Below are 21,081 nucleotides of genomic sequence, written 5' to 3'. Positions count from 1 at the left end.
GGTGTTGCACGGGGGCTACCGGCCCAGGCGCGCGAGGGCCCACTTCGCGGTGGCCTCGCGCAGCGTCTCCCGCGCGCTGGCACCAGGGCGGGCCTGGCTGCTCAGCTCCACCACCTCGCGGAAGAGGGACAGCTCCGGGCCGTTGTCTCGCTGCACGATGCCCGCGAAGAGCACCACGTGCGTGCCCTGCGCGCGCGCCAGCCTCGCGAGCGCCACGGGGCCCTTGCCCATGGACGTCTGCCGGTCGAAGCGCCCCTCGCCCGTGAGCACCAGGTCCGCGAGCAGCACGCGCCGCTCCATTCCCAGCGCCCGCGCCACCAGGTCATAGCCGGACGTCAGCTTCCCACCCGCGAGCGCCGCGAGCCCGTAGCCCAGCCCTCCCGCCGCGCCCGCGCCCGGCAGGTTCGCGGTGGCCTCGTCCACGGTGCGGCAGAACGTGGCCAGCGCCGCCTCCAGCTCCTCCACCGCCGCCGCGTCCGCACCCTTCTGCGGACCGAAGAGGCGCGCGGAGCCGTCGCTCCCCAGGAGCGGCGTCGTCACGTCCGTGGCGATGAGCAGCTCCACCTGCTCCAGGCGGGGGTGCTTCCCGGTCGCGTCCACGCGCGCCAGCCTCGCGAGGCTCGCGCCGCCCGGCGGAAGGGGCGCTCCGTCCACGTCGAGGAAGCGGAAGCCCAGCGCCTCCAGCGCGCCCTTGCCGCCGTCCGTGGTGGCGCTGCCGCCCAGCCCGACGATGAGCCGCTCACAGCCCGCGTCCAGGGCCTCGCGCAGCAGCTGCCCCGTGCCGTGCGTGCACGCGGCCCGCGCATCCCGCTGCTCCGGCGGCACCAGCGTCAGCCCGGAGGCCTGCGCCATCTCCACCACCGCCGTGCGTCCGTCGTCCAGCCGCGCCCAGGAGGCCTCCACCGGCGCGCCCAGCGGGCCACGCACCGTGAGCCTGCGGCGCTCGCCCCACGGCATGCCCACGAGCAGCGCGTCCAGCGTGCCCGGACCTCCGTCCGCGAGCGGCGCCACGTCCAGCACCACCTCCAGAGAGGCCTCCCGCAGCCCCTCCGCCATGGCTTCCGCGGCCTCGGCCGCGCTCAAGGTCCCCTTGAACTCCTGGGGCGCAAGCAACCAACGCGGGGGGATCATCCTCGGACACCCATGGGCGTGAACCCCGCGCACACGGGGGGACTCCGGTGGGCGCGCCACCGCGTCTGCAGCATGAACTTCATTGTTCCTCCCGGGCCGGGGCGGTACTGACCCCGGCATACCATTCCAGGAGGGGGCGTGGCCCCTGGAGCGAGGGCATCACGCGCTGTGAAATCCGCTCCAACCGCAGGAGCAGCCGGGCCACCTCTTCGGACGGCTGCCGCGCGGGGCCCTGGATGCGCTGACAGAAGAACGTGCGGCACCCGAACGGCCGGTCCGCGTACACCGTGCAGCGCAGGCCCGCCGCATCCAGGTAGGGGCACGCCCCGTCGGCGCGAGCGGGCGGCAGGGGCTTGCTGCGCTTGAGCAGCTCCCACTCCGGGAGCCACAGCCAGGGCTGGCGCTTCGTGACCGACAGCTGGCAGCACTCACCGCTCGCCGGACACGAGTACGGGGCGTACGCCGCGTCCGCCTGGCGGTACACGGTGCGCGTCTCCTGGATGGCGCGCTCCAACGCCCGCGTCCCGGACGCGGGGCTCTCGTCGTCTGCGTCGTCCCAATCCCGGCGTGCCATGCCCTGAACCGTTCCCGCACGTCGGGGTCCCATGGATGGACCCCCTGGATGGGTCCTACCCTATCTCACAGCATGCGCAGCACGAAACATTTGAGGTACCGCGTCTCGCGCAGGTTGAGGAGGACGGGGTGGTCGCGGCCGGCGCCCCGGCGCTCGATGATCTGCACCCGGCGCTTCGCGTCCGAGGCCGCGGAGGCGAGCATCTCCTCGAAGGCCTGCTCGTCCACGTGGTACGTGCAGCTCGCGGTCACCAGGATGCCGCCGGGCCGCAGGAGCTGGAAGGCGCGCAGGTTGAGCTCCTTGTAGCCGCGCACCGCCGCCGGAATCGCGTCCTTGTTCTTCGCGAAGGAGGGCGGGTCCAAGACGATGGTGTCGTAGCGCTTGCCCTCGTCCACCGCGTCGCGCAGGAAGTCGAACGCGTTGGCCGTCACCACCTCCAGGTTGGTGAGCTTGTTGGCCTGGGCGTTGTCGCGCAGCTGCGCGGAGGCGGACTCCGAAATCTCCACCGCCGTGACGTGCTTCGCGCGCGTGGCCAGCTGGAGCGCGAACCCGCCCACGTAGCTGAAGCAGTCCAGCGCCTCGCCGAAGGCGTACTGCGCCGCCATCACGTGGTTCTCGCGCTGGTCCAGGAACGCGCCCGTCTTCTGGCCCTCCAGCAGGTCCGCGCGCACGCGCACCAGGCCTTCGTCGAAAGGCACCGGGCCCGGCGGCAGCGCGCCGCGCAGGAGGCCCTTCTCCGGGAGGAGGCCCTCCAGGTGGCGCACGCTCACGTCGGAGCGGTTGACGATGCCCTTGGGGTGGAACTGCTCCTCCAGCAGGTCCGCGATGAGCGCCTTGCGCTGCTCCATGGCGGGGACCAGGAACTGCACGCTGAGGTAGTCGCCGTAGCGGTCCACCACGAGCCCGGGCAGGCCGTCCGCCTCGCCGTGCACCAGCCGGTACGTCGTCTCCCCAGGCAGCGCGAGCTTGCGCAGCGCTTCGGCGGACTGGAGGCGCTGGCGGAAGAAGTCCACGTCCACCGCGACGTCGTCGTTGGTGAGCCAGCGCAGCGAGATTTTCGACTGCTTCGAATAGAAGGCCTTGCCCAGGAACCAGCCGCGGCCGTCCACCACGCGGACCACTTCACCGCCCTGGAGGCCGGGGTCGCCGTTGAGGTCCGCGCGGTAGATCCACGGCGGGCCCGCGAGCCAGCGGTCGGAGCCGCGGCGCAGGAGCATCACCTGGGGCGTGCCGTCCGGGCCCAGCTCCGGCGACGTGCGGTCCGGCCGGGGCTTCTCGGGGCGCTGGCCGTGCTTCTCCGGACGCGCGCCGGGCTTGCCGCCGCGTCCGGGGGGAGGGGCGCCGGGCCGGCCGGAGCGGGGGGGAGAGGTGGGCTTCATCGGAGGCGGTCTCGGAGGCAAAGAGGCGGAGGGGAACGGGCGGCGTATACTCGCAACCCGCGTGAGTTACGAGTTGGTCCTTCAGCCTCGGGCACCGGGTGCCCCCTACGACGAGACCCGGGTGGACGCCCTGCTGGCGGCGCGCCCGGGGACCGTCCGCCCGGACGGCGTGCGCGAGTGGGACCTGGGGGTGGGCGTCGTGGAGGTGCTGCCCCTGCGCGACGGCAAGCGGGTGGTGGGCACGGAGCTGCGCGTGCCGCTGGAGGACCGCGAGGAGCTCATCCGCGAGGTCCTGACCGAGGCCGCCGGGCTGGCCCACAAGGCCGGGCTCCGGCTGTTCGACCCGCAGCTGGGAGAGGTCCTCACGGGCTCCGCCACGGAGCGGGTGGTGGAGCAGTACCTGCGCACGGAGCTGTACCGGCGCACCGCGAAGCCCATGGAGATCACCCCCGGCCTGGAGGAGGCGATGAACCGGGCGGAGCGGGTGGACATGCTGGGCCTGCCGCCGGAGCGCATGTCGCTGACGTCGCGGCTCGTGCTCTTCGCCGTGGGCGGCTTCGCCATCCTCTTCTTCGTGATGCGCTTCCTGATGGAGCAGCTCAGCGGGGAGTAGGGCGGCGGGGACCCTGGCAGGCACCCTCTGGGAAACACGGGTTGTCCGGCTGGCAATGAGCGCGGGAGTGAATCTGGCGTTAACGTGCCGGCGTGCTCAAAGTCCTCGTCATCGTCTGCATCCTGTTGCCCCTGGCGGAGCTCTACCTGCTGATCACGCTGGGGCACCACATCGGCCTGGCGTCCACGCTCGGGCTGCTGGCCGGCTCCGCCGTGCTGGGGAGCCTCATTGCCCGGAAGCAGGGCGAGCGGGTGTTCCGCAACTGGCGTGAAGCCGTGGCGGGCGGCGGCGTGCCCGAGGAGGGCCTGCTCAACGGCGTGCTGGTGCTGGTGGGCGGGGCGCTGCTCATCGCGCCGGGGTTCATCTCGGACGTGATGGGGCTGGCGCTGATGGTGCCGCCGGTGCGCCGCTGGATGACGGCGCGGGTGCGGCGCTCGCTGGAGCAGACGCTGCAGTCGGGCGCCGTGCGGTTCACGCACATGGGCGGCATCGGGCCCATGCCGGGCGAGGACCCGTTCCAGGACGCCCGGCGCTTCGACACGCAGGAGACGCCCGCGACGACGGAGCCCTCGGAAGGCCCCGCGACCTTCCGCCGCCCCCGGAGTGAAGGGGGCGAGGTGGACGCGGAGTTCACCAGCGACGAGGAACCCCGGGGCTGACGGGCACCCGCTGCGGCGAGCCGTTCCACCGCGGCGTGACGGGCGTGGGGACCGGCAGGGGCGCGGGGGCCTTCGCGGGCGCGCCCGGCTCCGGCTCGGCGGACATGCCCAGGGCGATGCGGGCCTCGGTGGCGTAGCGGCCGTTGGGGAACTCGCGGAGGTACTGGCGGAACTCGTCCTCCGCGTCCGACGGCTGGTGCTGCCTGTTGAAGCAGCGGCCGCGCAGGATGCGGGCCTCTTCCCGGTGGCCCGTGCGCGGGCTGGCGACGGCGATCTCCCCGAGTCCCACGAGGAAGCGCCCGCACGTGGCGCCGGCGGTCTGCACCTTGGCGTAGCCGAGGAAGCGCTCATCGGAGTCGTCCGAGAGGAGCCCGCCCGGAACGAGCGCGCCCAGCGTCTTGCGCTTGCGCGGCTCCGTGGGAGCGGCCGGGGCCATGGACGGAGCCTGCACGGCGCCCGGCGTCGGCAGGGGCGCGGAGGACGCGAGCGAGCCCGCTGGAGAGCCGGGGTAGGGCACGAAGTCGTCGGACGGAGAGGCCTCGCTCGGAGTCACGGCCTGGGGAATCTCCGTGTTGGACGCATGCGCCTGGGCCGGGGCGCTCTCCAAGGGATTGGAGGCCGTGGCAACGGATTGGCGCGGCGTCTCCGGGGCAGGGGAGCCCGGCGTCGCGTTGGCGACGGCCTGCGACGGCGCGGTGGTGTCCTCCACGTGCGGCGTGCCGGGAGCAGGCGTGCGCGCATCCAGGGGATGGGTGCCCGTGGCCACGGACTGGCGCGGGGCGCTGCCGCCCTCCGGTCGGGCAGGGGCCTTCTTCGCGGGCAGGAGGCTCGCGACCGCGGCTCCCGGCTCGGCGGCTCGCAGGTCGCGGAACGCCTGCCGGTCTCCGGCGGAGAGCGCGCGAGGCTTCAGCGCTTCACCGGTGCCCACGAGCTCCACGCGCTCGCCCGCGTCCACGAAGCGCGGAGGCTGACCCTCCGCGTCCACGCGCACGCGTCCTTCCAGGACCGCCACCGCGGCGCCGGCCGCCGTGCGCTCCACCGAGAAGACCGTCCCCACGACGGAGACGCGCAGGCCGGCGGACTCCACGAGGAACGCCTCGCGCTTCGCATGCGACGCCTTCACGGAGAGCCGTCCCTGCTGGACGGTCAGGTGCACGGCGTTCGACTCCGCGCGGGCGAACACCACGTCCGAGCCCGCCGACAGCCGCACCCGGCTCTCATCCGGAAGCCGCAGCACCGCCGAGGCCTTCGGGGGCGTCCGCACCGCCATGCCCGAGCGAAGCCGCATCCCGGCGGCCAGCGCATGCTCAAGACCGGTGGCCTCCCGCAGCACCGCGCCCGTGACGCGCTCCGCCTCCGTCGTGGACGCTGCTTCCGGCCGAGCCGCGACCGCCTCGTGCGTTCCGGACGCCACCTCCGGCCGCGCCGTGCCCGTCTCCGGGGAGGGCGCCGCACCGGACGCGGCCACCGCCTTCGCGGGCTCCGGTGGCTCCGGGGCCTTCGAGCCGGCCTGGGGGGCCGGGCCCGTGGCGATGACCGACGGGTCCCGCGCCCCGCCCTTCTTCCAGAGCGCACCGCCCAGCCACAGCACCAGCGCGACGGCACAGGCCCCCGCGAGCGTCATCGCCCAGGGCGACAGGAACCGCGGCTCGCGCCGGGCCATCCGCTTCGCCGCCTCGGCCTTCAGCCGCGCCCCGGTCTCCTCCCACCGCACGGAAGGCTCCACCGCGCGCGCCGTGTGCAGCAGCGCCCGCGCCTCCACCACGCGCTTCCACTCCGCCGCGCACGCGGCGCACTCCGCCACGTGCGCCTCCACGCGGGCCTGGGCGGCCGCGTCCAGCTCCCCCGCGGCCAGCGCCCACAGGGCCTGGGTCTCATGGCCGGCCATGGGAACCTCCCACCGGCCGGGCGGCGACCAGACGCTGCATGGCCTCGGTGAACTCCAATCTCGCGTGGTGCAGGCGGCTGCGCACGGTGTTGGCGGAGCTTCCCACGGCGAGGGCAATCTCGTCCGGGCTCATGCCGCACAGCTCGTGGTAGACGAAGACGATTCGCTTCTTGGGCTTGAGCTTCTCCAGCGCCGCCTCCACCAGCCGGGCCGCCTGACGACGCTCCGCGGCACGCTCCGGGTCCTCGCCCGTCGCCACCATCTCCGGCGGGTCCGCGAACGGGTCCTCCGGCCGGCGCCGCTTCCACCGCAGATGGCTGAGCGCCACGTTGGCGCACACCCGGTAGAGGAACGTCTTGAAGCGAGACTCGCCCCGGTAGCCCTTCACCGCCGTCAGCAGCCGCAGGTACGTCTCCTGGAGCAGGTCGTCCACCTCCACGCGGTTTCCCACCAGGTGGCGCAGCGTGCGCGCCACGTCCAGCTTCGTGGCCTCGTAGAGCTGCTCGAAGGCGGTGAGGTCCCCCTCCTGGACCCGGTGGACCAGCAGCCGCAGGTGGGCCTCGTCGGAGGAAGCCTGTGCGCGCGCGCCCGCCACGCCCACGCCGGACTCCGGCGGGACCGCGGACGCCCACGTGCGCGCTCCTCGGCTGAACACCAGGGCTTCTCCTTCAGGGCGACGCCGGACGTCCCCCGCCTCCAGGAACGCCCTCCAGTCTGTATCGGTGGTCCAGACGAGCACACTGCCTCCGTGCCCCTGGGTCTCCGGAGAGACGAAAAAAGATCAAAATTATTTGATCAATACGGCCCCTACTTGCGTCGAAGGCTCTCGAAATCGGATGACCCCCCCGGTGGCCGGTCCGGACCCATCCCATTCCTTTGGAGCCCCCACTCATGAGGAACACCACGCTTCGCGGCACCTTGTACGTGCCGTTCCTTGCGCTGTTAGGCCTGCTGTCGGGTTGTATCCTCGAGACGAACGGCAACGGGTACTGGCCCGACGACGACTACGATTCCAGCTACGGCTGCTCCTCCACGTCCGACTGTGGCTCCAACCAGTACTGTCACTCCGGCAGCTGCTGGGACCTGAGCTCCGACTCGCAGGGCTGCGTGTACTCCAGCGAGTGTCCCGGCACGCAGATGTGCATCAACGGCTGGTGCGCCCAGTCGTGCTACCGCGACTCGGAATGTGGCGCGGGCGGCCGCTGCAAGGACAACTTCTGCACCTCCACCGGCACCACGAAGCCGGACGGCGGCACGAAGCCGGACGGCGGCACCAAGCCGGACGCGGGCTCGGACGGCGGCACGAAGCCGGACGGCGGCACGAAGCCCGACGCGGGCTCGGACGGCGGCTCCGCCCCGACCTGCCGGGTCAATACTGACTGCGGCGCGGACAGCTTCTGCATCAACGGCACCTGCCGGAAGGAGTGCGACGACGACGACAAGTGCGGCCCCAATGGCGTGTGCATCCAGGGCCTGTGCCACACGCAGCAGCCGGACCCGAACGCCTGCACCACGGAGGCCCAGTGCCCCACCGGCCGCGACTGCGTGAACGGCCAGTGCCGCGCGCCCTGCACCTCCACGACGGAGTGCTCGGCGGACACCAAGTGCGAGGTGGGCTACTGCCTGCCCATCCCGACCGGCGGCCAGTGCAAGGCCAACTGCGAGTGCCCGGCGGGCCAGGTCTGCAACAGCGGCCAGTGCAAGTCGCCGCAGCCGGACCCGGGCCAGTCGTGCCAGGCCAACTGCGACTGCCCCTCCGGTCAGGTGTGCAACGGCGGCTACTGCAAGGTGCCGGTGCCGGACGCGGGCTCGGGCAGCAACATCTCCTGCACGGTGAACTGCGAGTGCCCATCCGGTGAGGTCTGCACCAGCGGCAAGTGCAAGCTGCCCCCGGCGCAGCCGTCGCAGGACGCGGGGACCTCCGGCACCGTGTGCCGCGCCAACTGCGAGTGCCCGGCGGGCCAGGCCTGCACCAGCGGCCAGTGCAAGCCGGTGAACCACGGCTCCGGCAAGGTCTGCCAGGCCAACTGCGAGTGCCCGTCCGGCGAGCGCTGCCAGGACAACGTCTGCTGGCTGTAGCCGTCAGCGGCTGACGCTCACCGCGAGGGGGCCACCATGCGCCAGCACCGGTGGATCTCCTTGCGGTGGAAGTCCTCGGGGATGGAGCGGGGGGTGAGCTCCTCCACCTGCGCCATGCCCCGGGTCGCGGTGTCCTTCAGCTCGAAGCCCAGGAAGTTGGTGGAGAAGTAGAGGACGCCTCCGGGGGCCATGAGCGCCCGGAGGTGTTCCAGCATCCGCACGTGGTCGCGCTGCACGTCGAACGTCCCCGACATCTTCTTCGACGTGGAGAACGACGGCGGGTCGCAGACGATGAGGTCGTACCGCTCGTCCCCGTGCTTCGCCTGGTCCTCCAGCCACGCCTTCGCGTCCGCGCGGATGAGCACGTGGCGCGGGTCCGCCAGGCCGTTGAGGACCAGGTTGTCCTCCGCCCAGTCCAGGTACGTGTTGGACAGGTCCACGCTCACGCTGCCCGCCGCGCCGCCCGCCGCCGCGTACACGGTGAACGCGCCGGTGTACGCGAAGAGGTTGAGGAAGTGCTTGCCCTTCGCCTCGCTGCGCACGCGCGCGCGGGTGTTGCGGTGGTCCATGAAGAGGCCGGTGTCCAGGTAGTCGCCCAGGTTCACCCAGAACTTGAGGCCCTGCTCCTCCACCACCAGCCGCTCGCTGCCCTCACCCACGCGGCCGTACTGCGAGCGGCCCCAGGGCTGGGGCGTGTGCGTCTTCACGGACGTGCGCTCGGGCGGCACGCCCAGCACCGCGGTGACGGCGGCGAGCACCTCCGCGCGGTCCGCGTCCGCGTTCGCGCCCTTCGCGTGGGCCTTGCGGCGGGGGAACTCCACGACGTGGGCGTGGTCGCCGTAGAGGTCCACCGCGTAGGAGTACTCGGGGATGTCCCGGTCGTAGACGCGGAAGGCGGTGAGCCCCTGCGCGCGGGCCCACTTGCGCAGGCGCTTCGCGTTCTTGCGCAGGCGGTTCTCGAACATGCCACCCGCGCCCTGCGTCTCCTGCTTGCCTTCGTCCGACATGGCTTCCCTCATATTGCAGGCCGCCCCGGGGGCGGGGGAAAACCGGCGCCCATGAGCGTGCGCGTCGAGAAGAACGGCCCCGTCACCACCGTCATCCTCCACCGGCCGGAGGTCCGCAACGCGGTGGACGCTGACACGGCCCGCGAGCTGGCGGACGCCTTCCGTGCCTTCGACGCGGACCCCGACGCGCGCGTGGGCGTCCTCTACGGCGACGCGGGCACCTTCTGCGCGGGCGCGGACCTCAAGGCCGTGTCCGAAGGGCGCCTCCTGCGCCTGGAGCCGGACGGGGACGGGCCCATGGGGCCTTCGCGCCTGCGCCTGTCCAAGCCGGTGGTCGCCGCCATCAGCGGCCACGCGGTGGCGGGCGGCCTGGAGCTGGCCCTGTGGTGCGATTTGCGCGTGGCGGAGGAGGACGCGGTGCTGGGCGTCTTCTGCCGCCGGTGGGGCGTGCCCCTCATCGACGGGGGCACCGTGCGCCTGCCCCGGCTGATTGGCCTGTCGCGCGCCCTGGACCTCATCCTCACCGGCCGGGCGGTGTCCGCCGGGGAGGCGCTGGGCATGGGCCTGGTCAACCGCGTGGTGCCAAAGGGCGAGGCCCGGGCCGCCGCGGAAGGACTGGCCGCCCAAATCGCAGCCTTCCCCCAGGCCTGCATGAACGCGGACCGGGCTTCCGCCTACGCCCAGGCCGGCCTGGCGTTTGAAGACGCGATGCGCCAGGAATTCCAGGGCGGGGTGGAGGTGCTCCAGACGGAGTCCATCCCGGGGGCCACCCGGTTCGCCAAGGGGGCGGGACGGCACGGCCAGTTCGACTAAGACGGCGCCGGAACAGGACGGGAGCGCTGCGCGGCCGGTGGGACTGTGTTAGTTCGCGAAGCCATGCGCTTCGACACGCTCGCCATCCATGCCGGCCAGGAGCCGGATCCCACCACGGGCGCCATCATGACGCCCGTCTACCTGACCTCCACCTACGTCCAGGACGGGCCGGGGGAGCACAAGGGCTACGAGTACAGCCGCACGCAGAACCCCACGCGCAAGGCGCTGCAGGACTGCCTGGCCGCGCTGGAAGGCGCGAAGTACGGCGCCGCGTTCGCGTCCGGCCTCGCCGGCACGGACATGCTGATGCACATGCTGGAGGCCGGTGACCACGTCATCGTCTCCGACGACGTGTACGGCGGCACCTTCCGCATCTTCGACAAGGTGTTCAAGCGCTCCGGCCTGAGCTTCTCCTTCGTGGACCTCTCCAAGCCGGAGAACTTCGAGGCGGCCATCACCCCGAAGACCAAGATGGTCTGGGTGGAGACGCCGACGAACCCGATGCTCAAGCTCATCGACCTGGGCCGCATCGCGGAGATCGCCAAGAAGCGCGGCATCCTGTCCGTCGCGGACAACACGTTCATGACGCCGTACTTCCAGAAGCCGCTGTCGCTGGGCTTCGACGTCGTGGCGCACTCCACGACGAAGTACTTGAACGGCCACAGCGACGTGGTGGGCGGCTTCGTCTGCACCAGCCGCGACGACGTCGCGGAGCGGATGTACTTCCTGCAGAACGCGGTGGGCGGCGTGTCCGGCGCCTTCGACAGCTTCCTCGTGCTGCGCGGCGTGAAGACGCTGCACGTGCGCATGGACCGCCACGCGCAGAACGCGATGAAGGTGGCCCAGTACCTGGCCACGCACAAGCAGGTGAAGAAGGTCACCTACCCGGGCCTGGAGACGCATCCGCAGTACGCGCTCGCCAAGCAGCAGATGACCGGCTTCGGCGGCATGCTGACGTTCGACATCCACGGCGGCCTGGAGGCGGCGCGCACCTTCCTCAAGACGGTGAAGGTCTTCGCCTGCGCCGAGTCCCTGGGCGGCGTCGAGTCCCTCATCGAGCACCCGGCCATCATGACCCACGCCTCCGTCCCCAAGGAGACGCGCGAGAAGCTGGGCATCGCGGACGGCTTCATCCGCCTGTCCGTCGGCATCGAGGACGCGCAGGACCTCATCGACGACCTCGCGCAGGCGCTCGAGCGCGTGAAGTAGTCCGGACGCTCGCTCGCGCTCCAGGCTGCCGGCCTGCCCTCCGGGGCAGGGGGAATGTTGGTTGGTACACAACGTTTTCGGCGCGATGCGTAACCGACTGCTTGTCTCCACCTGCCTCCTGGGCTCGTGGCTCGTGAGTGGCTGCGAGTCACCGCCTGCTCCCACCGACTCCGACTTCCCTCCCGTCGCGCTGCCGACCCCGTCAGCGGCGGGAGAGGAGGCCACGCTCTCCGCGTCCAACTGCAACCAGCTCGTCACGAGGGCGGTGACGGCCAGCGGCGACGACGGCAACGTTCCCGCCAACACGCAGGACGACGACCTGGCCACGCGCTGGAGCGCGCAGGGGACGGGCGTCTGGCTTCAGATGGACCTGGGCTCCGCGCAGACGCTCACGGGCACCACCATCGCGTGGCACCGGGGCAACGAGCGGCAGAACCACTTCGTCGTCTCCACGTCCACCGACGGCATCGGCTTCACCCAGGCGTACGCGGGTGACAGCGCGCTCAACACGGCCGCGCAGACGGTGGCCTTCTCCTCACGCAGCGCGCGCTATGTGCGCATCACCGTCAACGGCAACACGGTGAACGACTGGAACTCCATCGCGGAGGCGCGGGCGTGCTCGGCCTCCGCGCCGCCGTCCACCACCGACTCCGGCGCCGTGCTGCCGCGCCTGCCGTACCTGCAGAGCGTGAAGCAGACGTCCGCCATCGTGGCCTTCCGCACCGCCAGCAGCTGCAACCCCACGGTGCGCTACGGCGAGGGCATCCACCTCACGTCCTCCGTCAGCGCGGGCGTGACGGGCACGCGCCACGCGGTGAAGCTGTCCGGCCTGTCCGCGGGCCGCACCTACGGCTACGTGGTGGAGGCGTGCGGCAGCAAGACGGGCCTGCGTAGCTTCCAGACGTCCACGACGTCCGCGGCCACGAAGGCGCACTTCACCGCGATGGGCGACTTCGGCACCGGCGGCAGCATGCAGAAGAAGGTGATGGCGGTGATGAACACGCCGCAGTGGCGCTCGGAGCTGCTCCTGGCGCTGGGGGACAACGCCTACCCGGACGGCACGGACGCGGAGTTCCAGGCGCACCTCTTCACGCCCATGGCCGGCCTGCTGCGCGAGGTGCCCATGTTCGCCACGCCCGGCAACCACGAGTACGTGACGAACCAGGCGCAGCCCTACCTGGACAACATGTACCTGCCGGCCAACAACCCGCAGGGCACCGAGCGCTACTACTCCTTCGACTGGGGCCCGGTGCACTTCCTCTCCCTGGACTCCAACTGCGCGGTGGGCCTGGCGTCCGCGGACCGGTGCACGCTCGCGGCGCAGAAGGCGTGGGCGGAGGCGGACCTGGCAGCGAACACGCGCCCGTGGACGGTGGCCTTCTTCCACCACCCGTCCTGGTCCAGCGGTGAGCACGGCTCGCAGTTGACCATGCGCCGCCAGTTCGGCCCGCTGTTCGAGAAGTACGGCGTGGACCTGGTCCTCACCGGCCATGACCACAACTACGAGCGCAGCAAGCCCATGTTCGGAGACGCCATGGCCTCCGGCACCCAGCGCGGCATCCCGTACCTCGTGGTGGGCAGCGGCGGCGCCACGCTGCGCGCCTTCTCCACCAGCCAGCCCGCGTGGACCGCGCTGCGTGACAACCAGTCCTACGGCTTCCTGGACGTGGTGGTGGACGGCGGCACGCTCACCGCGCGGCTGATCACCTCCAGCAACACCGTGCGCGACACGCTGGTCCTCAGGAAGACGCTGGCCAAGGCCGCCACGAACGTCCGAGCCAGCGCCCTGGAGGCGGACGAGGCCGAGGCGGAGGAGGCGCAGGACACGCCGCCGGGGCCCACGGACGACCGCGCCGAGCCGAGGCTGCGCGGCCCCGTGCCGCCCGCGGACACGCTGGAGTCCGTGGCCGACCCGGAAGAGCCGCTTCCGCAGTAGCCGCGAGGCCCGCCGGAGGGTAGGGAAGGGCGGAAGGAACCGCCGGCGGGCCCGGCGCCAACGGAAGGGACACCATGCGCTACTTCGAGGACTTCCCCATCGGCGAGATCATGGAGCGGGGGCCGTACGTGGTGACGCGCGAGGAGATCCTCGCGTTCGCGCGCCAGTTCGACCCCCAGCCCTTCCACATCGACGAGGACGCCGCCGGCAAGAGCATCTACGGCGGCATCATCGCCAGCGGCTGGCACACCGCCGCCATCTGCCACAAGCTCCTGGTGGAGGGCCTCTTGGGGAAGGCCGCCGGCATGGGCTCACCGGGCCTGGACGAGCTGCGCTGGAAGAAGCCCGTGCGCCCGGGTGACACGCTCACCGTGCGCATCACGACGCTGGAGGCGAAGCCCTCCGCGAGCAAGCCGGACCGCGGCGCGCTGAAGCTGGGCCTGGAGGTCGTGAACCAGCACGGCGAGGTGGTGATGACGGAGGTGGCCAACGCCCTCTTCGCCCGCCGCCCCCCGGCCCCCTGAAGCCCGGCCGACGCTCAGCCGATTTCCGCGGCGCAGTCCGCCAGCTCCAGCCGCAGGCCCTCCCGCATGGGGACCCGCCACGTCTCGCCGGGAGTGGAGGACGTGGTGTCCCCGGCGGTCGTGGTGCCTTCCAGCACCTCCACGAAGTAGCAGGGGTGGTGGCCGCCGCCCACCCTCACTCGCACGTGGTGGGGCGCCACGCCGGGCCGGTCCACGACGACGGTGTTGCCAGGGGCACTCCCCACGGTGAGCCCCGGCGTCCAGACCTCGCGCCGGCCGCCGAGCAGCAGCTCCGCGAGGACCGTCCCGTCCTTGAGCCGGACCGTCACCGGCACCCGGTACCGCTCCACGCGCCAGTAGACAATGGACGGGGGGAACGGCCGCGCGTCCCCCCACGCCAGAGTGCCCGCGTCCGCGTCCAGGCGGACCGTCGCGAAGTGCTCCGGCGAGCGCAGCCACTCGCGCAGCTCCGGGGTGAGGTCGGGGATGCGCGCGAGGTCCCAGTCGAAGAGACAGGGCTCCAGGCTGGCCTCGCCCTCCATCCCGTCGCTGAAGCGGACGCGGACGACGAAGGGGGCGACACAGCGGGCTTCGAGGATTATCGCGGCCATTTTGAGTTCCGGGGCTGACCTGGGTTACCAATACGCCCAAAGGAGACTCCCATGTCCAATCCCAACGAGGTGGTTCCTCCCCCGGCGCCCAGCCGGCTGAAGCGTCCCGTGGAAGTGGTGCGCGCGGAGTTGCTGGCCGACGCGGACGTGAAGCAGCAGGCGGAGCTGCTGAAGATTCCGGTCGCGCAGTACGTGGAGAAGATCCTCGACTACGCCATCCACCCGGACAAGCCACCCCAGCTGGAGATCATCCCGGACGAGGAGCTGAAGGCGCGCGACCCGAAGATCGCCACGGTGGAGGAGATTGGCACCCACCTGCAGAAGATCATCGACGGGGAGATCGTCATCAGCCCCGCCCAGCAGCGCGACGGCTTCAGCAGCGACAAGAGCCACGAGCAGCGCTACGGCGCCGCGCTGGGCGCCGCCAACAAGGGCGGCCAGACCGTGGCCCCCAAGCCGGGCGCCGCCGTGGATCCCGCCGAAGCGAAGAAGGGCCCCATCCGGGGCTGAGCCGTCCCGCTAAAGCCCCGGAACTCCGGGGCTTTTCCGGCGAGGGACGGGATAATCCGGGAACCGGAAACTTCTGGGGCGTCCTGCCGAGAATCCCACTGTCAGTCTCACTTCGAGGGCCCGCGCGGCCCTCCACGAAAAGGATCAGACCATGGGCGGCATCGGCAAGGCTCTCGGCAAGGTGATGGACATCGTCAAGCCGTTCGTGACGATGGTGAACCCGCTCCTCGGCGCGGCGATGGGCTTCGCCAGCGGCCTGATGCAGGGCAAGAACCCCATCCAGTCGCTGCTGGGCGCGGCCACCGACCTCATCCCGGGCGGCGGCGTGTTCAAGAACGCGCTAGGGGCCTTCGCCAACTCCGGCCTGATGGACGGCGCGGGCGGCAACAGCCTGCTGTCCGGCGCGCTGAACCTGGCGAAGGGCAAGAGCAAGGTCACCGACATCGTCGGCGACCTGTTCAAGTCCACCAAGAACAACCCGCTCACCAACCTGGGCATGAGCAACGCGACGGAGCTCGCGGCCCAGAAGATGTCGACGTTCCTCTCCTAGTCCATGAAGCCCGTCCGCTTCGACCCCAAGGTCCACCACGAACTGCTCAACCTGTGGCGCAAGCCGTGGGAAGAGACGATGACCCCGGATGCCCTGCCGGAGTACGGGTTCGTGGTGCCGGACAAGGCGGCGGGCTTCCTGTACCGCACGGACAGCTCCGTGGCGCTGATTGAAGGCATCATCGCCGCGCCCGGGCTGTCCAAGGAGGACCGCAACGAGGCCGTCAACGCCATCGTCGCCGCCGTCCGCGACGAGGCCCGGCGCCAGGGCTTCAAGCTGCTCCTGGGCTACTCGCAGCTGGACGCCATCAAGAACCGCGCGGAGCGCTTCGGCTTCATCCACGTGGGGCCGGGCTTCCACATGGTGGCCCTGGACCTGACGAAGCCGGACCCCGAAGGGCTCTGAGCACACCGCACCGCTGAAGCACGACGGGCCCGAAGGGAGGATTCGCTCCTCCTTCCGGGCCCGCGGTGTTTTGAGGCATCCGCTCCCGCGGCCTTAGGCGGCGGTGCGGTGCAGGTAGTCGATGAGGTCGATCTTCGTGACGATGGCGATGACGGTCTCGCCGTCCTTCACCACGGCCACGTTGTCGCGCGCGAAGATTTCACGCAGCCGGTCGATGCTGGCCTCGGCGGACACCGCGCCCTGGAGCGGGGCGACGATGGGGTCGATGGCGTCCTGGAACTTCACCTTGTTGGCCACCAGGGCGTTGAGCAGGTCGTACTCGTGCACCATGCCCACGGCGCGCCCGTCGTCGGACACCACCGGCATCTGGCTGATGCCGTGGCTGCGCATCGTCTCCACCACGCGGTCCACGCGGTCACCGCGCTTGGCCGTCTTCAGCTCGCGGGGCTTCGCGCCGATGATGTCGCGCACGGTGCCGGCGCCCTTCTCCTGCATGAAGCCGTTGTCGCGCATCCACTCGTCGGAGTGGAACTTGCTGATGTAGCTGCTGCCGGAGTCCGGCAGGACGACCACGATGGTCTTCCCCTTGCCGACCTCCTTGGCCAGCTGCACCGCCACGTGCACCGCCGCGCCGGACGAGCCGCCCGCGAAGATGCCCTCCTCGCGCGCAAGGCGGCGCGCGGCGTTGAAGCACATGCGGTCATCCACCTGGCGCACGTCGTCCACGACCTTGAAGTCCATGGCGCCGCAGAGCATGTCCTCGCCAATGCCCTCGACCTTGTAGACGTGCGGCTCGGTGAGCTTGCCCGTCTTGAAGTAGCCCTCGTAGACGGAGCCTTCCGGATCCACGCCGACGTTCTTCAGGCCGGGGATCTTCTCCTTGAGGAACTTGCCGGCGCCGCTCATGGTGCCGCCGGTGCCCAGGCCGGAGACGAAGTAGTCAATCTTGCCGTCGGTCTGCTGGAAGATCTCCGGACCCGTCGTGTGGTAGTGCGCCTCGATGTTGTCCGGGTTGTGGTACTGGTTCAGCATGAACGCGCCCGGCGTCTCCTTGGCCAGCCGCTTGGACGTCTCGTAGTAGCTGCGAGGGTCCTCCGCCGGAACGTTCGTCGGCGTGACGACGACCTGGGCGCCCATGGCCTTCAGGCGGTTGATCTTCTCCAGGGACATCTTGTCCGGCATGGTGAAGATGCACTTGTAGCCCTTCACCGCCGCGGCCAGCGCCACGCCCATGCCGGTGTTGCCGGACGTGTTCTCCACGATGGTGCCGCCGGGCTTGAGCTTCCCCTCCCGCTCGGCCTTTTCGATGATGTAGAGCGCCATGCGGTCCTTGATGGACGCGCCGGGGTTCATGAACTCGCACTTCACGAGCACGGTGGCGTCGTTCGGACCGACGAGCTTGTTGAGCTTCACCAGCGGCGTGTGGCCAATGGCGGTGAGGATGTTCTGTTGGATGTCCATCGTGCGTGGCTTCCCGAAAAAAGTGAGGGTCGGGGCCTTATATGTGCTCCGCCCCGTCAGGGGGAACATGCCCGGAGGCTCGGCCCTTCCTGACGCAGGATGCCGAGGACGCGGGGACGTTGCCCCTGGCCCGCCGGGGGCCTGTCGCCTGACCGCGCTCGTCGCGTAGGCGACAGGGCAGGCGTCCGCCGGGCATGCGGCCCACGCGGGCTTTGACCCGCCGCGCCGTGCCTCCGATACTCGCGGGCGTCGTTCCTTTCCCCCTCTGGAGCACCCGCCCCCCATGGAACTTGAGGCCGCCCTTCGCGACCAGGTGGGACAGGCCATTGGCCGTCCCGTCCCCGATGCCCCCATCAAGAAGTTGAAGGGCGACGCGAGCAACCGCTCCTACTACCGCGTCGGCACCGCCCCGGACAGCTGGGTGCTGATGGTGATGCCGCCGGACGCGACGAAGAAGAGCGAAGAGGCCACCAAGGGCGAGCCCCCCAAGGAGCTGCCCTTCATCAACGTGCACCGCTACCTGGAGAAGCTGGGCGTGCGGGTGCCGCGCATCCTCCGCTACGACGAGCCCGCCGGCATCATGGTGCTGGAGGACCTGAGCGACATCACCTTTGAGTCCGCGCTGGAGGGCGGCCGCCAGAACCAGGCGCTCTACACGCGCGCGGTGGACCTCCTGGCGAAGCTGCGCGTGCAGGCGGAGAAGCAGCGCGACCCGGAGTGCCTGGCCTTCACGCGCGCCTTCGACGAGGACCTGTACGACTGGGAGCTGCACCACTTCCGCGAGTGGGGCCTGGAGGCCTGGAGCGGCAAGCAGCCCACGGACGCGGAGCGCGCCCAGCTGGACGCCACGTTCCGGGACATCGCGAAGCAGCTGGCCGCCGCGCCGCGCGGCTTCACGCACCGCGACTACCAGAGCCGCAACATCATGGTGAAGGAGGGCGAGCTGGTCGTCATCGACTTCCAGGACGCGCTCCAGGGCCCTCGCCAGTACGACCTGGTGGCGCTCCTGCGGGACAGCTACGTGGAGCTGGACCGCGACTTCGTGGACACGATGCTGGACCGCTACATCGCCACGTTCGAGCAGGAGAGCGGGGAGAAGATCGACGCGAAGGAGTTCAAGGCGTTCTTCGACCTGCTCACCATCCAGCGCAAGCTGAAGGACGCGGGCCGCTTCGAGTTCATCCACCGCGTGAAGGGCAACCCGGGCTTCCTGGTGTCCATCCCCGCGTCGCTGCGCTACGTGAAGGCCGCGTTCGCGCGCCGGCCGGAGCTGGCGGGGCTGCAGAAGCTGGTGGCGAAGTACGTGCCCGAGCTGGCGGCCTGAAGCCATGAAAGCGATGGTCCTCTGCGCGGGCCTGGGCACCCGCCTGCGCCCGCTCACCGAGCGCTGGCCCAAGCCGGCCATGCCGTTCCTCGGCCAGCCGCTGCTCCGCTATCACCTGGCGGTGCTGAAGGCCGCGGGCGTGACGGAGGTGGGCATCAACACGCACCACCTGCCGGACACGATGGCGGCGGTGGCCCGCGCGGAGTGCGAGCGCGCGGGGCTGCCCCTGCACGTCGTGCACGAGCCCGTCATCCAGGGCACGGGCGGCGGCATCCGCGGCCTGCGCGACTTCCTCTCCGGCGAGGACTTCCTCGTGTTCAACGGGGACATCCTCTTCCCGGTGGACCTGAAGCCCGTGGTCGCCGCGCACCGGGCCTCCGGCGCGGTGGCGACGATGGTGCTCCTCCCCATGCCGGAAGGGGAGAAGTACGCGGCGGTGGAGGCGGACGCGGGCGGGCAGGTGCGCCGCATCGCGGGGTACGGGCCGGGCGGTGAGGGCCTGAAGCCGTGGCACTTCACCGGCGTGCACGTGATGTCCCCCAGCGTGTTCGACTTCATGACCGCCGAAGGCCCCGAGGACATCAACCGCGAGGTCTACGTGCGGGTGATGCAGGCGGGGCTCCAGATTCGGGGCCACGCGGTGGACGCGTACTGGTCCGACCTGGGCATGCCGTCGCGCTACCTGGCCACGGTGCGGGACGTGCTCGAAGGGCGCGTGCCGCTCCAGGCGCTGGGGAAGGACTCGCCGCTCCAGGGGCTGAAGGACGGAGCGGCCGGAGCCTGGGTGCACCCGGAGGCCCGCGTCGCGGGCACGGTGCGCGGGCCTGCGTTCGTGGGCGCGGGCGCTGTCGTGGACGCGGGCGCCACCGTGGGTCCGGGCGTGTCGGTGGGCCCGGGCGCGCGGGTGGGGCAGGGCGCGAAGCTGGAGCGCTGCGCCGTGTTCGAGGAGACGCAGGTGTCCCCCGGTGAGTCACTCACCGAGGTGCTCGCGTGGGGCCCGCACCGGGTGCCCGCGCCGCTCTCCGGCCGCTGACACGGCCTGGAACGGCGAAGGCCCGTCCTCCTCTTTCGGGAGCACGGGCCTTCTTGTGTCCAGCGTTCGGCGCTGGCTTCAGGCAGCGTGGTAGCGCGCCAGCACGCAGGTGACGTTGTCGTTGCCGCCCGCCGCGTTGGCCAGGTCGATGAGCTGGCCGCAGGCCTTCTCCAGCTCCGGCGTGCGCGACAGGATGTCCTGCATCTGCGCGTCGGTGATCATGCCGCTCAGGCCGTCCGAGCACAGCAGGAAGACGTCGTTCTCCAGCGGATCCACGCGGGTGACGTCCACCTGCACCTGCTCCTTCATCCCCAGCGCGCGGACAATCACGTTCTTGTGGGGGAAGTTCTCGATCTCCTCCGGCGTGAGCTTCTTCGCCTTGAGGTAGTCGTTGAGCAGCGAGTGGTCCTCCGTCACCTGCTGGAGCATGCCGCCGCGGAAGAAGTACACGCGGCTGTCGCCCACGTGGCCCACGTAGACCGCGCTCTCCGCGAAGTGCACGGACACGATGGTGGTGCCCATGCCCTTGTACTTGGTGTCCGTCGTGGCGCGCTCGAAGATGCGCGCGTTGGCCAGCTTGATGCCGGTGGCCAGGCGGTTCTCGTCGTAGTTGCGCTGCTTGTCCATCTTGAAGGGCCAGGTGGCGTCCTGGTCCTTGGACGTGAGGCGGAAGAACTCACCCAGCTCGTCCACGGCGATGCGGCTGGCGATCTCCCCGGACGAGTGACCGCCCATGCCGTCCGCCACGCACACGAGGTTCTCCTCGGTGAGCACGAGGTAGTTGTCCTCGTTGTGGTTCCGCTTCATCCCGACGTGGGTGCTACCGGCGACCTCGATGCGCATGCGAAGGGACTCTTCCGGGGGAGAGGCGTGAAAATCGGGGCGCGACGTTAACAAAGCGCTCCAAAAGGGGTCAAAAACCTCTCGTCTGTCCCAGCATTCCCCCCTCCGGGTGCGGGTGGGCAGGGCGGCCCCAGCCCCCTGGCCCCGTCAGGCGCCAGGGGCTTCCCCCGGGCTGAAGACCAGGCGGTCGCCCTCCTGGGTACCGCTGGCCAGGAGGACGCCCGCGGGCAGCTCCAGGACCGAGCGGGCCTTGAAGTAGATGGACGAGGTGCGCCACGGAGGCATGGCGGACAGTTGCTTGACGATGCGCCCTTCCGCGTCCAGGAAGGCGACGTCGATGGGGATGCGCATGAAGAAGGTGTGGATGGAGTTGCAGGGCTCGATGTGCATCCCGCCCCCCATGGGCAGCGAGGCGCGGCCCATGAGCCCCTGGAAGCGCTGGACGAAGGACTCGGCGCGTTCCGCGCGGTCCGCGAGCAGCCGCTGCCGCGTTTCGTTGGTCACCCTCCAGTGCATGTCCGGTGTTCTATCC

At 70.8% G+C, this 21,081-nt stretch carries 22 protein-coding genes; 12 read left to right on the top strand and 10 right to left on the bottom strand.

Annotated features, from left to right (window positions below; translation table 11 throughout):
- Positions 1 to 15: 15 nt before the first annotated feature.
- The 3 genes from NR792_RS17005 to NR792_RS16995 all read right to left on the bottom strand — a co-directional run bounded on the left by NR792_RS17005 (position 16) and on the right by NR792_RS16995 (position 3,084).
- Positions 16 to 1,131: a glycerate kinase gene (locus tag NR792_RS17005; RefSeq protein ID WP_375761075.1), complete on the bottom strand. Its 1,116-nt coding sequence runs from the start codon at positions 1,129 to 1,131 to the stop codon at positions 16 to 18.
- Between the two features lie 79 nt (positions 1,132 to 1,210).
- Complete coding sequence (locus tag NR792_RS17000; RefSeq protein ID WP_375761074.1) at positions 1,211 to 1,705, bottom strand: YkgJ family cysteine cluster protein; 495 nt, start codon at positions 1,703 to 1,705, stop codon at positions 1,211 to 1,213.
- Positions 1,706 to 1,770: 65 nt separating this feature from the next.
- The gene (locus NR792_RS16995; RefSeq protein WP_375761073.1) at positions 1,771 to 3,084 is read right to left on the bottom strand and encodes a class I SAM-dependent rRNA methyltransferase; all 1,314 of its coding nucleotides are present in this window, start codon (positions 3,082 to 3,084) and stop codon (positions 1,771 to 1,773) included.
- A gap of 121 nt (positions 3,085 to 3,205) precedes the next feature.
- Between NR792_RS16995 and NR792_RS16990 the strand changes: the two genes are divergently transcribed.
- Positions 3,206 to 3,697 carry a hypothetical protein gene (locus NR792_RS16990; protein WP_375761072.1) on the top strand — a complete coding sequence of 164 codons (492 nt, stop codon included), beginning with the start codon at positions 3,206 to 3,208 and terminating at the stop codon, positions 3,695 to 3,697.
- 92 nt (positions 3,698 to 3,789) lie between these two features.
- Positions 3,790 to 4,356 (top strand): FxsA family protein, encoded by a 567-nt coding sequence (locus tag NR792_RS16985; RefSeq protein WP_375761071.1) that lies wholly within the window; start codon positions 3,790 to 3,792, stop codon positions 4,354 to 4,356.
- Here the strand turns inward: NR792_RS16985 and NR792_RS16980 are convergent.
- Both NR792_RS16980 and NR792_RS16975 read right to left on the bottom strand, forming a co-directional pair.
- Positions 4,328 to 6,244 carry a FecR domain-containing protein gene (locus tag NR792_RS16980; RefSeq protein WP_375761070.1) on the bottom strand — a complete coding sequence of 639 codons (1,917 nt, stop codon included), beginning with the start codon at positions 6,242 to 6,244 and terminating at the stop codon, positions 4,328 to 4,330. The genes NR792_RS16985 and NR792_RS16980 overlap by 29 nt on opposite strands.
- Complete coding sequence (locus tag NR792_RS16975) at positions 6,231 to 6,899, bottom strand: RNA polymerase sigma factor (protein WP_375761069.1); 669 nt, start codon at positions 6,897 to 6,899, stop codon at positions 6,231 to 6,233. The genes NR792_RS16980 and NR792_RS16975 overlap by 14 nt, the downstream gene beginning before the upstream one ends.
- Positions 6,900 to 7,135: 236 nt before the next feature.
- Here NR792_RS16975 and NR792_RS16970 point away from each other — a divergent pair, with 236 nt between their 5' ends.
- Entirely contained in the window at positions 7,136 to 8,323 is a 1,188-nt protein-coding gene (locus NR792_RS16970; protein WP_375761068.1) for a Dickkopf N-terminal cysteine-rich domain-containing protein, read from the top strand.
- A 17-nt stretch (positions 8,324 to 8,340) separates the two neighbouring features.
- On the opposite strand, the gene NR792_RS16965 is transcribed toward NR792_RS16970, so the two are convergent.
- Positions 8,341 to 9,330 carry a class I SAM-dependent methyltransferase gene (locus NR792_RS16965; RefSeq protein ID WP_375761067.1) on the bottom strand — a complete coding sequence of 330 codons (990 nt, stop codon included), beginning with the start codon at positions 9,328 to 9,330 and terminating at the stop codon, positions 8,341 to 8,343.
- Between the two features lie 51 nt (positions 9,331 to 9,381).
- Between NR792_RS16965 and NR792_RS16960 the strand changes: the two genes are divergently transcribed.
- From NR792_RS16960 to NR792_RS16945, 4 genes are all read left to right on the top strand, one after another.
- Positions 9,382 to 10,143, top strand: a complete 762-nt coding sequence (locus NR792_RS16960; protein WP_375761066.1) for a crotonase/enoyl-CoA hydratase family protein — start codon at positions 9,382 to 9,384, stop codon at positions 10,141 to 10,143.
- A gap of 63 nt (positions 10,144 to 10,206) precedes the next feature.
- Complete coding sequence (locus NR792_RS16955) at positions 10,207 to 11,352, top strand: cystathionine gamma-synthase (protein ID WP_375761065.1); 1,146 nt, start codon at positions 10,207 to 10,209, stop codon at positions 11,350 to 11,352.
- An 85-nt stretch (positions 11,353 to 11,437) separates the two neighbouring features.
- On the top strand, positions 11,438 to 13,288 hold the full coding sequence (locus NR792_RS16950) for a discoidin domain-containing protein (protein ID WP_375761064.1): 1,851 nt from the start codon (positions 11,438 to 11,440) through the stop codon (positions 13,286 to 13,288).
- A gap of 74 nt (positions 13,289 to 13,362) precedes the next feature.
- Positions 13,363 to 13,812: a MaoC family dehydratase gene (locus NR792_RS16945; RefSeq protein ID WP_375761063.1), complete on the top strand. Its 450-nt coding sequence runs from the start codon at positions 13,363 to 13,365 to the stop codon at positions 13,810 to 13,812.
- A gap of 14 nt (positions 13,813 to 13,826) precedes the next feature.
- Here the strand turns inward: NR792_RS16945 and NR792_RS16940 are convergent, their stop codons facing one another.
- Positions 13,827 to 14,423: an FHA domain-containing protein gene (locus NR792_RS16940; protein WP_375761062.1), complete on the bottom strand. Its 597-nt coding sequence runs from the start codon at positions 14,421 to 14,423 to the stop codon at positions 13,827 to 13,829.
- Between the two features lie 51 nt (positions 14,424 to 14,474).
- Here NR792_RS16940 and NR792_RS16935 point away from each other — a divergent pair, with 51 nt between their 5' ends.
- The 3 genes from NR792_RS16935 to NR792_RS16925 all read left to right on the top strand — a co-directional run bounded on the left by NR792_RS16935 (position 14,475) and on the right by NR792_RS16925 (position 15,888).
- Entirely contained in the window at positions 14,475 to 14,933 is a 459-nt protein-coding gene (locus tag NR792_RS16935; RefSeq protein ID WP_375761061.1) for a hypothetical protein, read from the top strand.
- A gap of 151 nt (positions 14,934 to 15,084) precedes the next feature.
- On the top strand, positions 15,085 to 15,483 hold the full coding sequence (locus NR792_RS16930) for a hypothetical protein (RefSeq protein ID WP_375761060.1): 399 nt from the start codon (positions 15,085 to 15,087) through the stop codon (positions 15,481 to 15,483).
- 3 nt (positions 15,484 to 15,486) lie between these two features.
- Positions 15,487 to 15,888, top strand: coding sequence for a hypothetical protein (locus NR792_RS16925; protein ID WP_207048297.1), 402 nt, complete (start codon positions 15,487 to 15,489; stop codon positions 15,886 to 15,888).
- Positions 15,889 to 15,981: 93 nt separating this feature from the next.
- Here NR792_RS16925 and NR792_RS16920 read toward each other — a convergent pair whose 3' ends face one another.
- Positions 15,982 to 17,349, bottom strand: a complete 1,368-nt coding sequence (locus NR792_RS16920; RefSeq protein WP_375761059.1) for a pyridoxal-phosphate dependent enzyme — start codon at positions 17,347 to 17,349, stop codon at positions 15,982 to 15,984.
- A 283-nt stretch (positions 17,350 to 17,632) separates the two neighbouring features.
- Between NR792_RS16920 and NR792_RS16915 the strand changes: the two genes are divergently transcribed.
- The gene (locus NR792_RS16915; protein ID WP_375761058.1) at positions 17,633 to 18,673 is read left to right on the top strand and encodes an aminoglycoside phosphotransferase family protein; all 1,041 of its coding nucleotides are present in this window, start codon (positions 17,633 to 17,635) and stop codon (positions 18,671 to 18,673) included.
- Between the two features lie 4 nt (positions 18,674 to 18,677).
- Entirely contained in the window at positions 18,678 to 19,706 is a 1,029-nt protein-coding gene (locus NR792_RS16910) for a sugar phosphate nucleotidyltransferase (protein ID WP_375761057.1), read from the top strand.
- A gap of 78 nt (positions 19,707 to 19,784) precedes the next feature.
- On the opposite strand, the gene NR792_RS16905 is transcribed toward NR792_RS16910, so the two are convergent.
- Both NR792_RS16905 and NR792_RS16900 read right to left on the bottom strand, forming a co-directional pair.
- On the bottom strand, positions 19,785 to 20,549 hold the full coding sequence (locus NR792_RS16905) for a Stp1/IreP family PP2C-type Ser/Thr phosphatase (RefSeq protein ID WP_375761056.1): 765 nt from the start codon (positions 20,547 to 20,549) through the stop codon (positions 19,785 to 19,787).
- A 147-nt stretch (positions 20,550 to 20,696) separates the two neighbouring features.
- Positions 20,697 to 21,065, bottom strand: coding sequence for a DUF192 domain-containing protein (locus NR792_RS16900; protein WP_375761055.1), 369 nt, complete (start codon positions 21,063 to 21,065; stop codon positions 20,697 to 20,699).
- Positions 21,066 to 21,081: the final 16 nt, after the last annotated feature.

It is taken from the genome of Corallococcus exercitus, from assembly GCF_042231735.1.
GTDB lineage: Bacteria > Myxococcota > Myxococcia > Myxococcales > Myxococcaceae > Corallococcus > Corallococcus exercitus_B.
Note: the sequence above shows the minus strand (reverse complement) of the source record. Positions and strands in the feature narration are given on the sequence as shown.

Excerpts from the sequence above, each read along its gene's own strand:
- NR792_RS16930 (WP_375761060.1), top strand. The coding sequence starts at position 15,085 with ATGGGCGGCATCGGCAAGGCTCTCGGCAAGGTGATGGACATCGTCAAG.
- NR792_RS16920 (WP_375761059.1), bottom strand. The coding sequence starts at position 17,349 with ATGGACATCCAACAGAACATCCTCACCGCCATTGGCCACACGCCGCTG.
- NR792_RS16950 (WP_375761064.1), top strand. The coding sequence starts at position 11,438 with ATGCGTAACCGACTGCTTGTCTCCACCTGCCTCCTGGGCTCGTGGCTC.
- NR792_RS16965 (WP_375761067.1), bottom strand. The coding sequence starts at position 9,330 with ATGTCGGACGAAGGCAAGCAGGAGACGCAGGGCGCGGGTGGCATGTTC.
- NR792_RS16905 (WP_375761056.1), bottom strand. The coding sequence starts at position 20,549 with ATGCGCATCGAGGTCGCCGGTAGCACCCACGTCGGGATGAAGCGGAAC.
- NR792_RS16955 (WP_375761065.1), top strand. The coding sequence starts at position 10,207 with ATGCGCTTCGACACGCTCGCCATCCATGCCGGCCAGGAGCCGGATCCC.
- NR792_RS16900 (WP_375761055.1), bottom strand. The coding sequence starts at position 21,065 with ATGCACTGGAGGGTGACCAACGAAACGCGGCAGCGGCTGCTCGCGGAC.
- NR792_RS16945 (WP_375761063.1), top strand. The coding sequence starts at position 13,363 with ATGCGCTACTTCGAGGACTTCCCCATCGGCGAGATCATGGAGCGGGGG.
- NR792_RS16910 (WP_375761057.1), top strand. The coding sequence starts at position 18,678 with ATGAAAGCGATGGTCCTCTGCGCGGGCCTGGGCACCCGCCTGCGCCCG.
- NR792_RS17000 (WP_375761074.1), bottom strand. The coding sequence starts at position 1,705 with ATGGCACGCCGGGATTGGGACGACGCAGACGACGAGAGCCCCGCGTCC.
- NR792_RS16995 (WP_375761073.1), bottom strand. The coding sequence starts at position 3,084 with ATGAAGCCCACCTCTCCCCCCCGCTCCGGCCGGCCCGGCGCCCCTCCC.
- NR792_RS16980 (WP_375761070.1), bottom strand. The coding sequence starts at position 6,244 with ATGGCCGGCCATGAGACCCAGGCCCTGTGGGCGCTGGCCGCGGGGGAG.
- NR792_RS16935 (WP_375761061.1), top strand. The coding sequence starts at position 14,475 with ATGTCCAATCCCAACGAGGTGGTTCCTCCCCCGGCGCCCAGCCGGCTG.
- NR792_RS16915 (WP_375761058.1), top strand. The coding sequence starts at position 17,633 with ATGGAACTTGAGGCCGCCCTTCGCGACCAGGTGGGACAGGCCATTGGC.
- NR792_RS16970 (WP_375761068.1), top strand. The coding sequence starts at position 7,136 with ATGAGGAACACCACGCTTCGCGGCACCTTGTACGTGCCGTTCCTTGCG.
- NR792_RS16940 (WP_375761062.1), bottom strand. The coding sequence starts at position 14,423 with ATGGCCGCGATAATCCTCGAAGCCCGCTGTGTCGCCCCCTTCGTCGTC.
- NR792_RS16960 (WP_375761066.1), top strand. The coding sequence starts at position 9,382 with ATGAGCGTGCGCGTCGAGAAGAACGGCCCCGTCACCACCGTCATCCTC.
- NR792_RS16925 (WP_207048297.1), top strand. The coding sequence starts at position 15,487 with ATGAAGCCCGTCCGCTTCGACCCCAAGGTCCACCACGAACTGCTCAAC.
- NR792_RS17005 (WP_375761075.1), bottom strand. The coding sequence starts at position 1,131 with ATGATCCCCCCGCGTTGGTTGCTTGCGCCCCAGGAGTTCAAGGGGACC.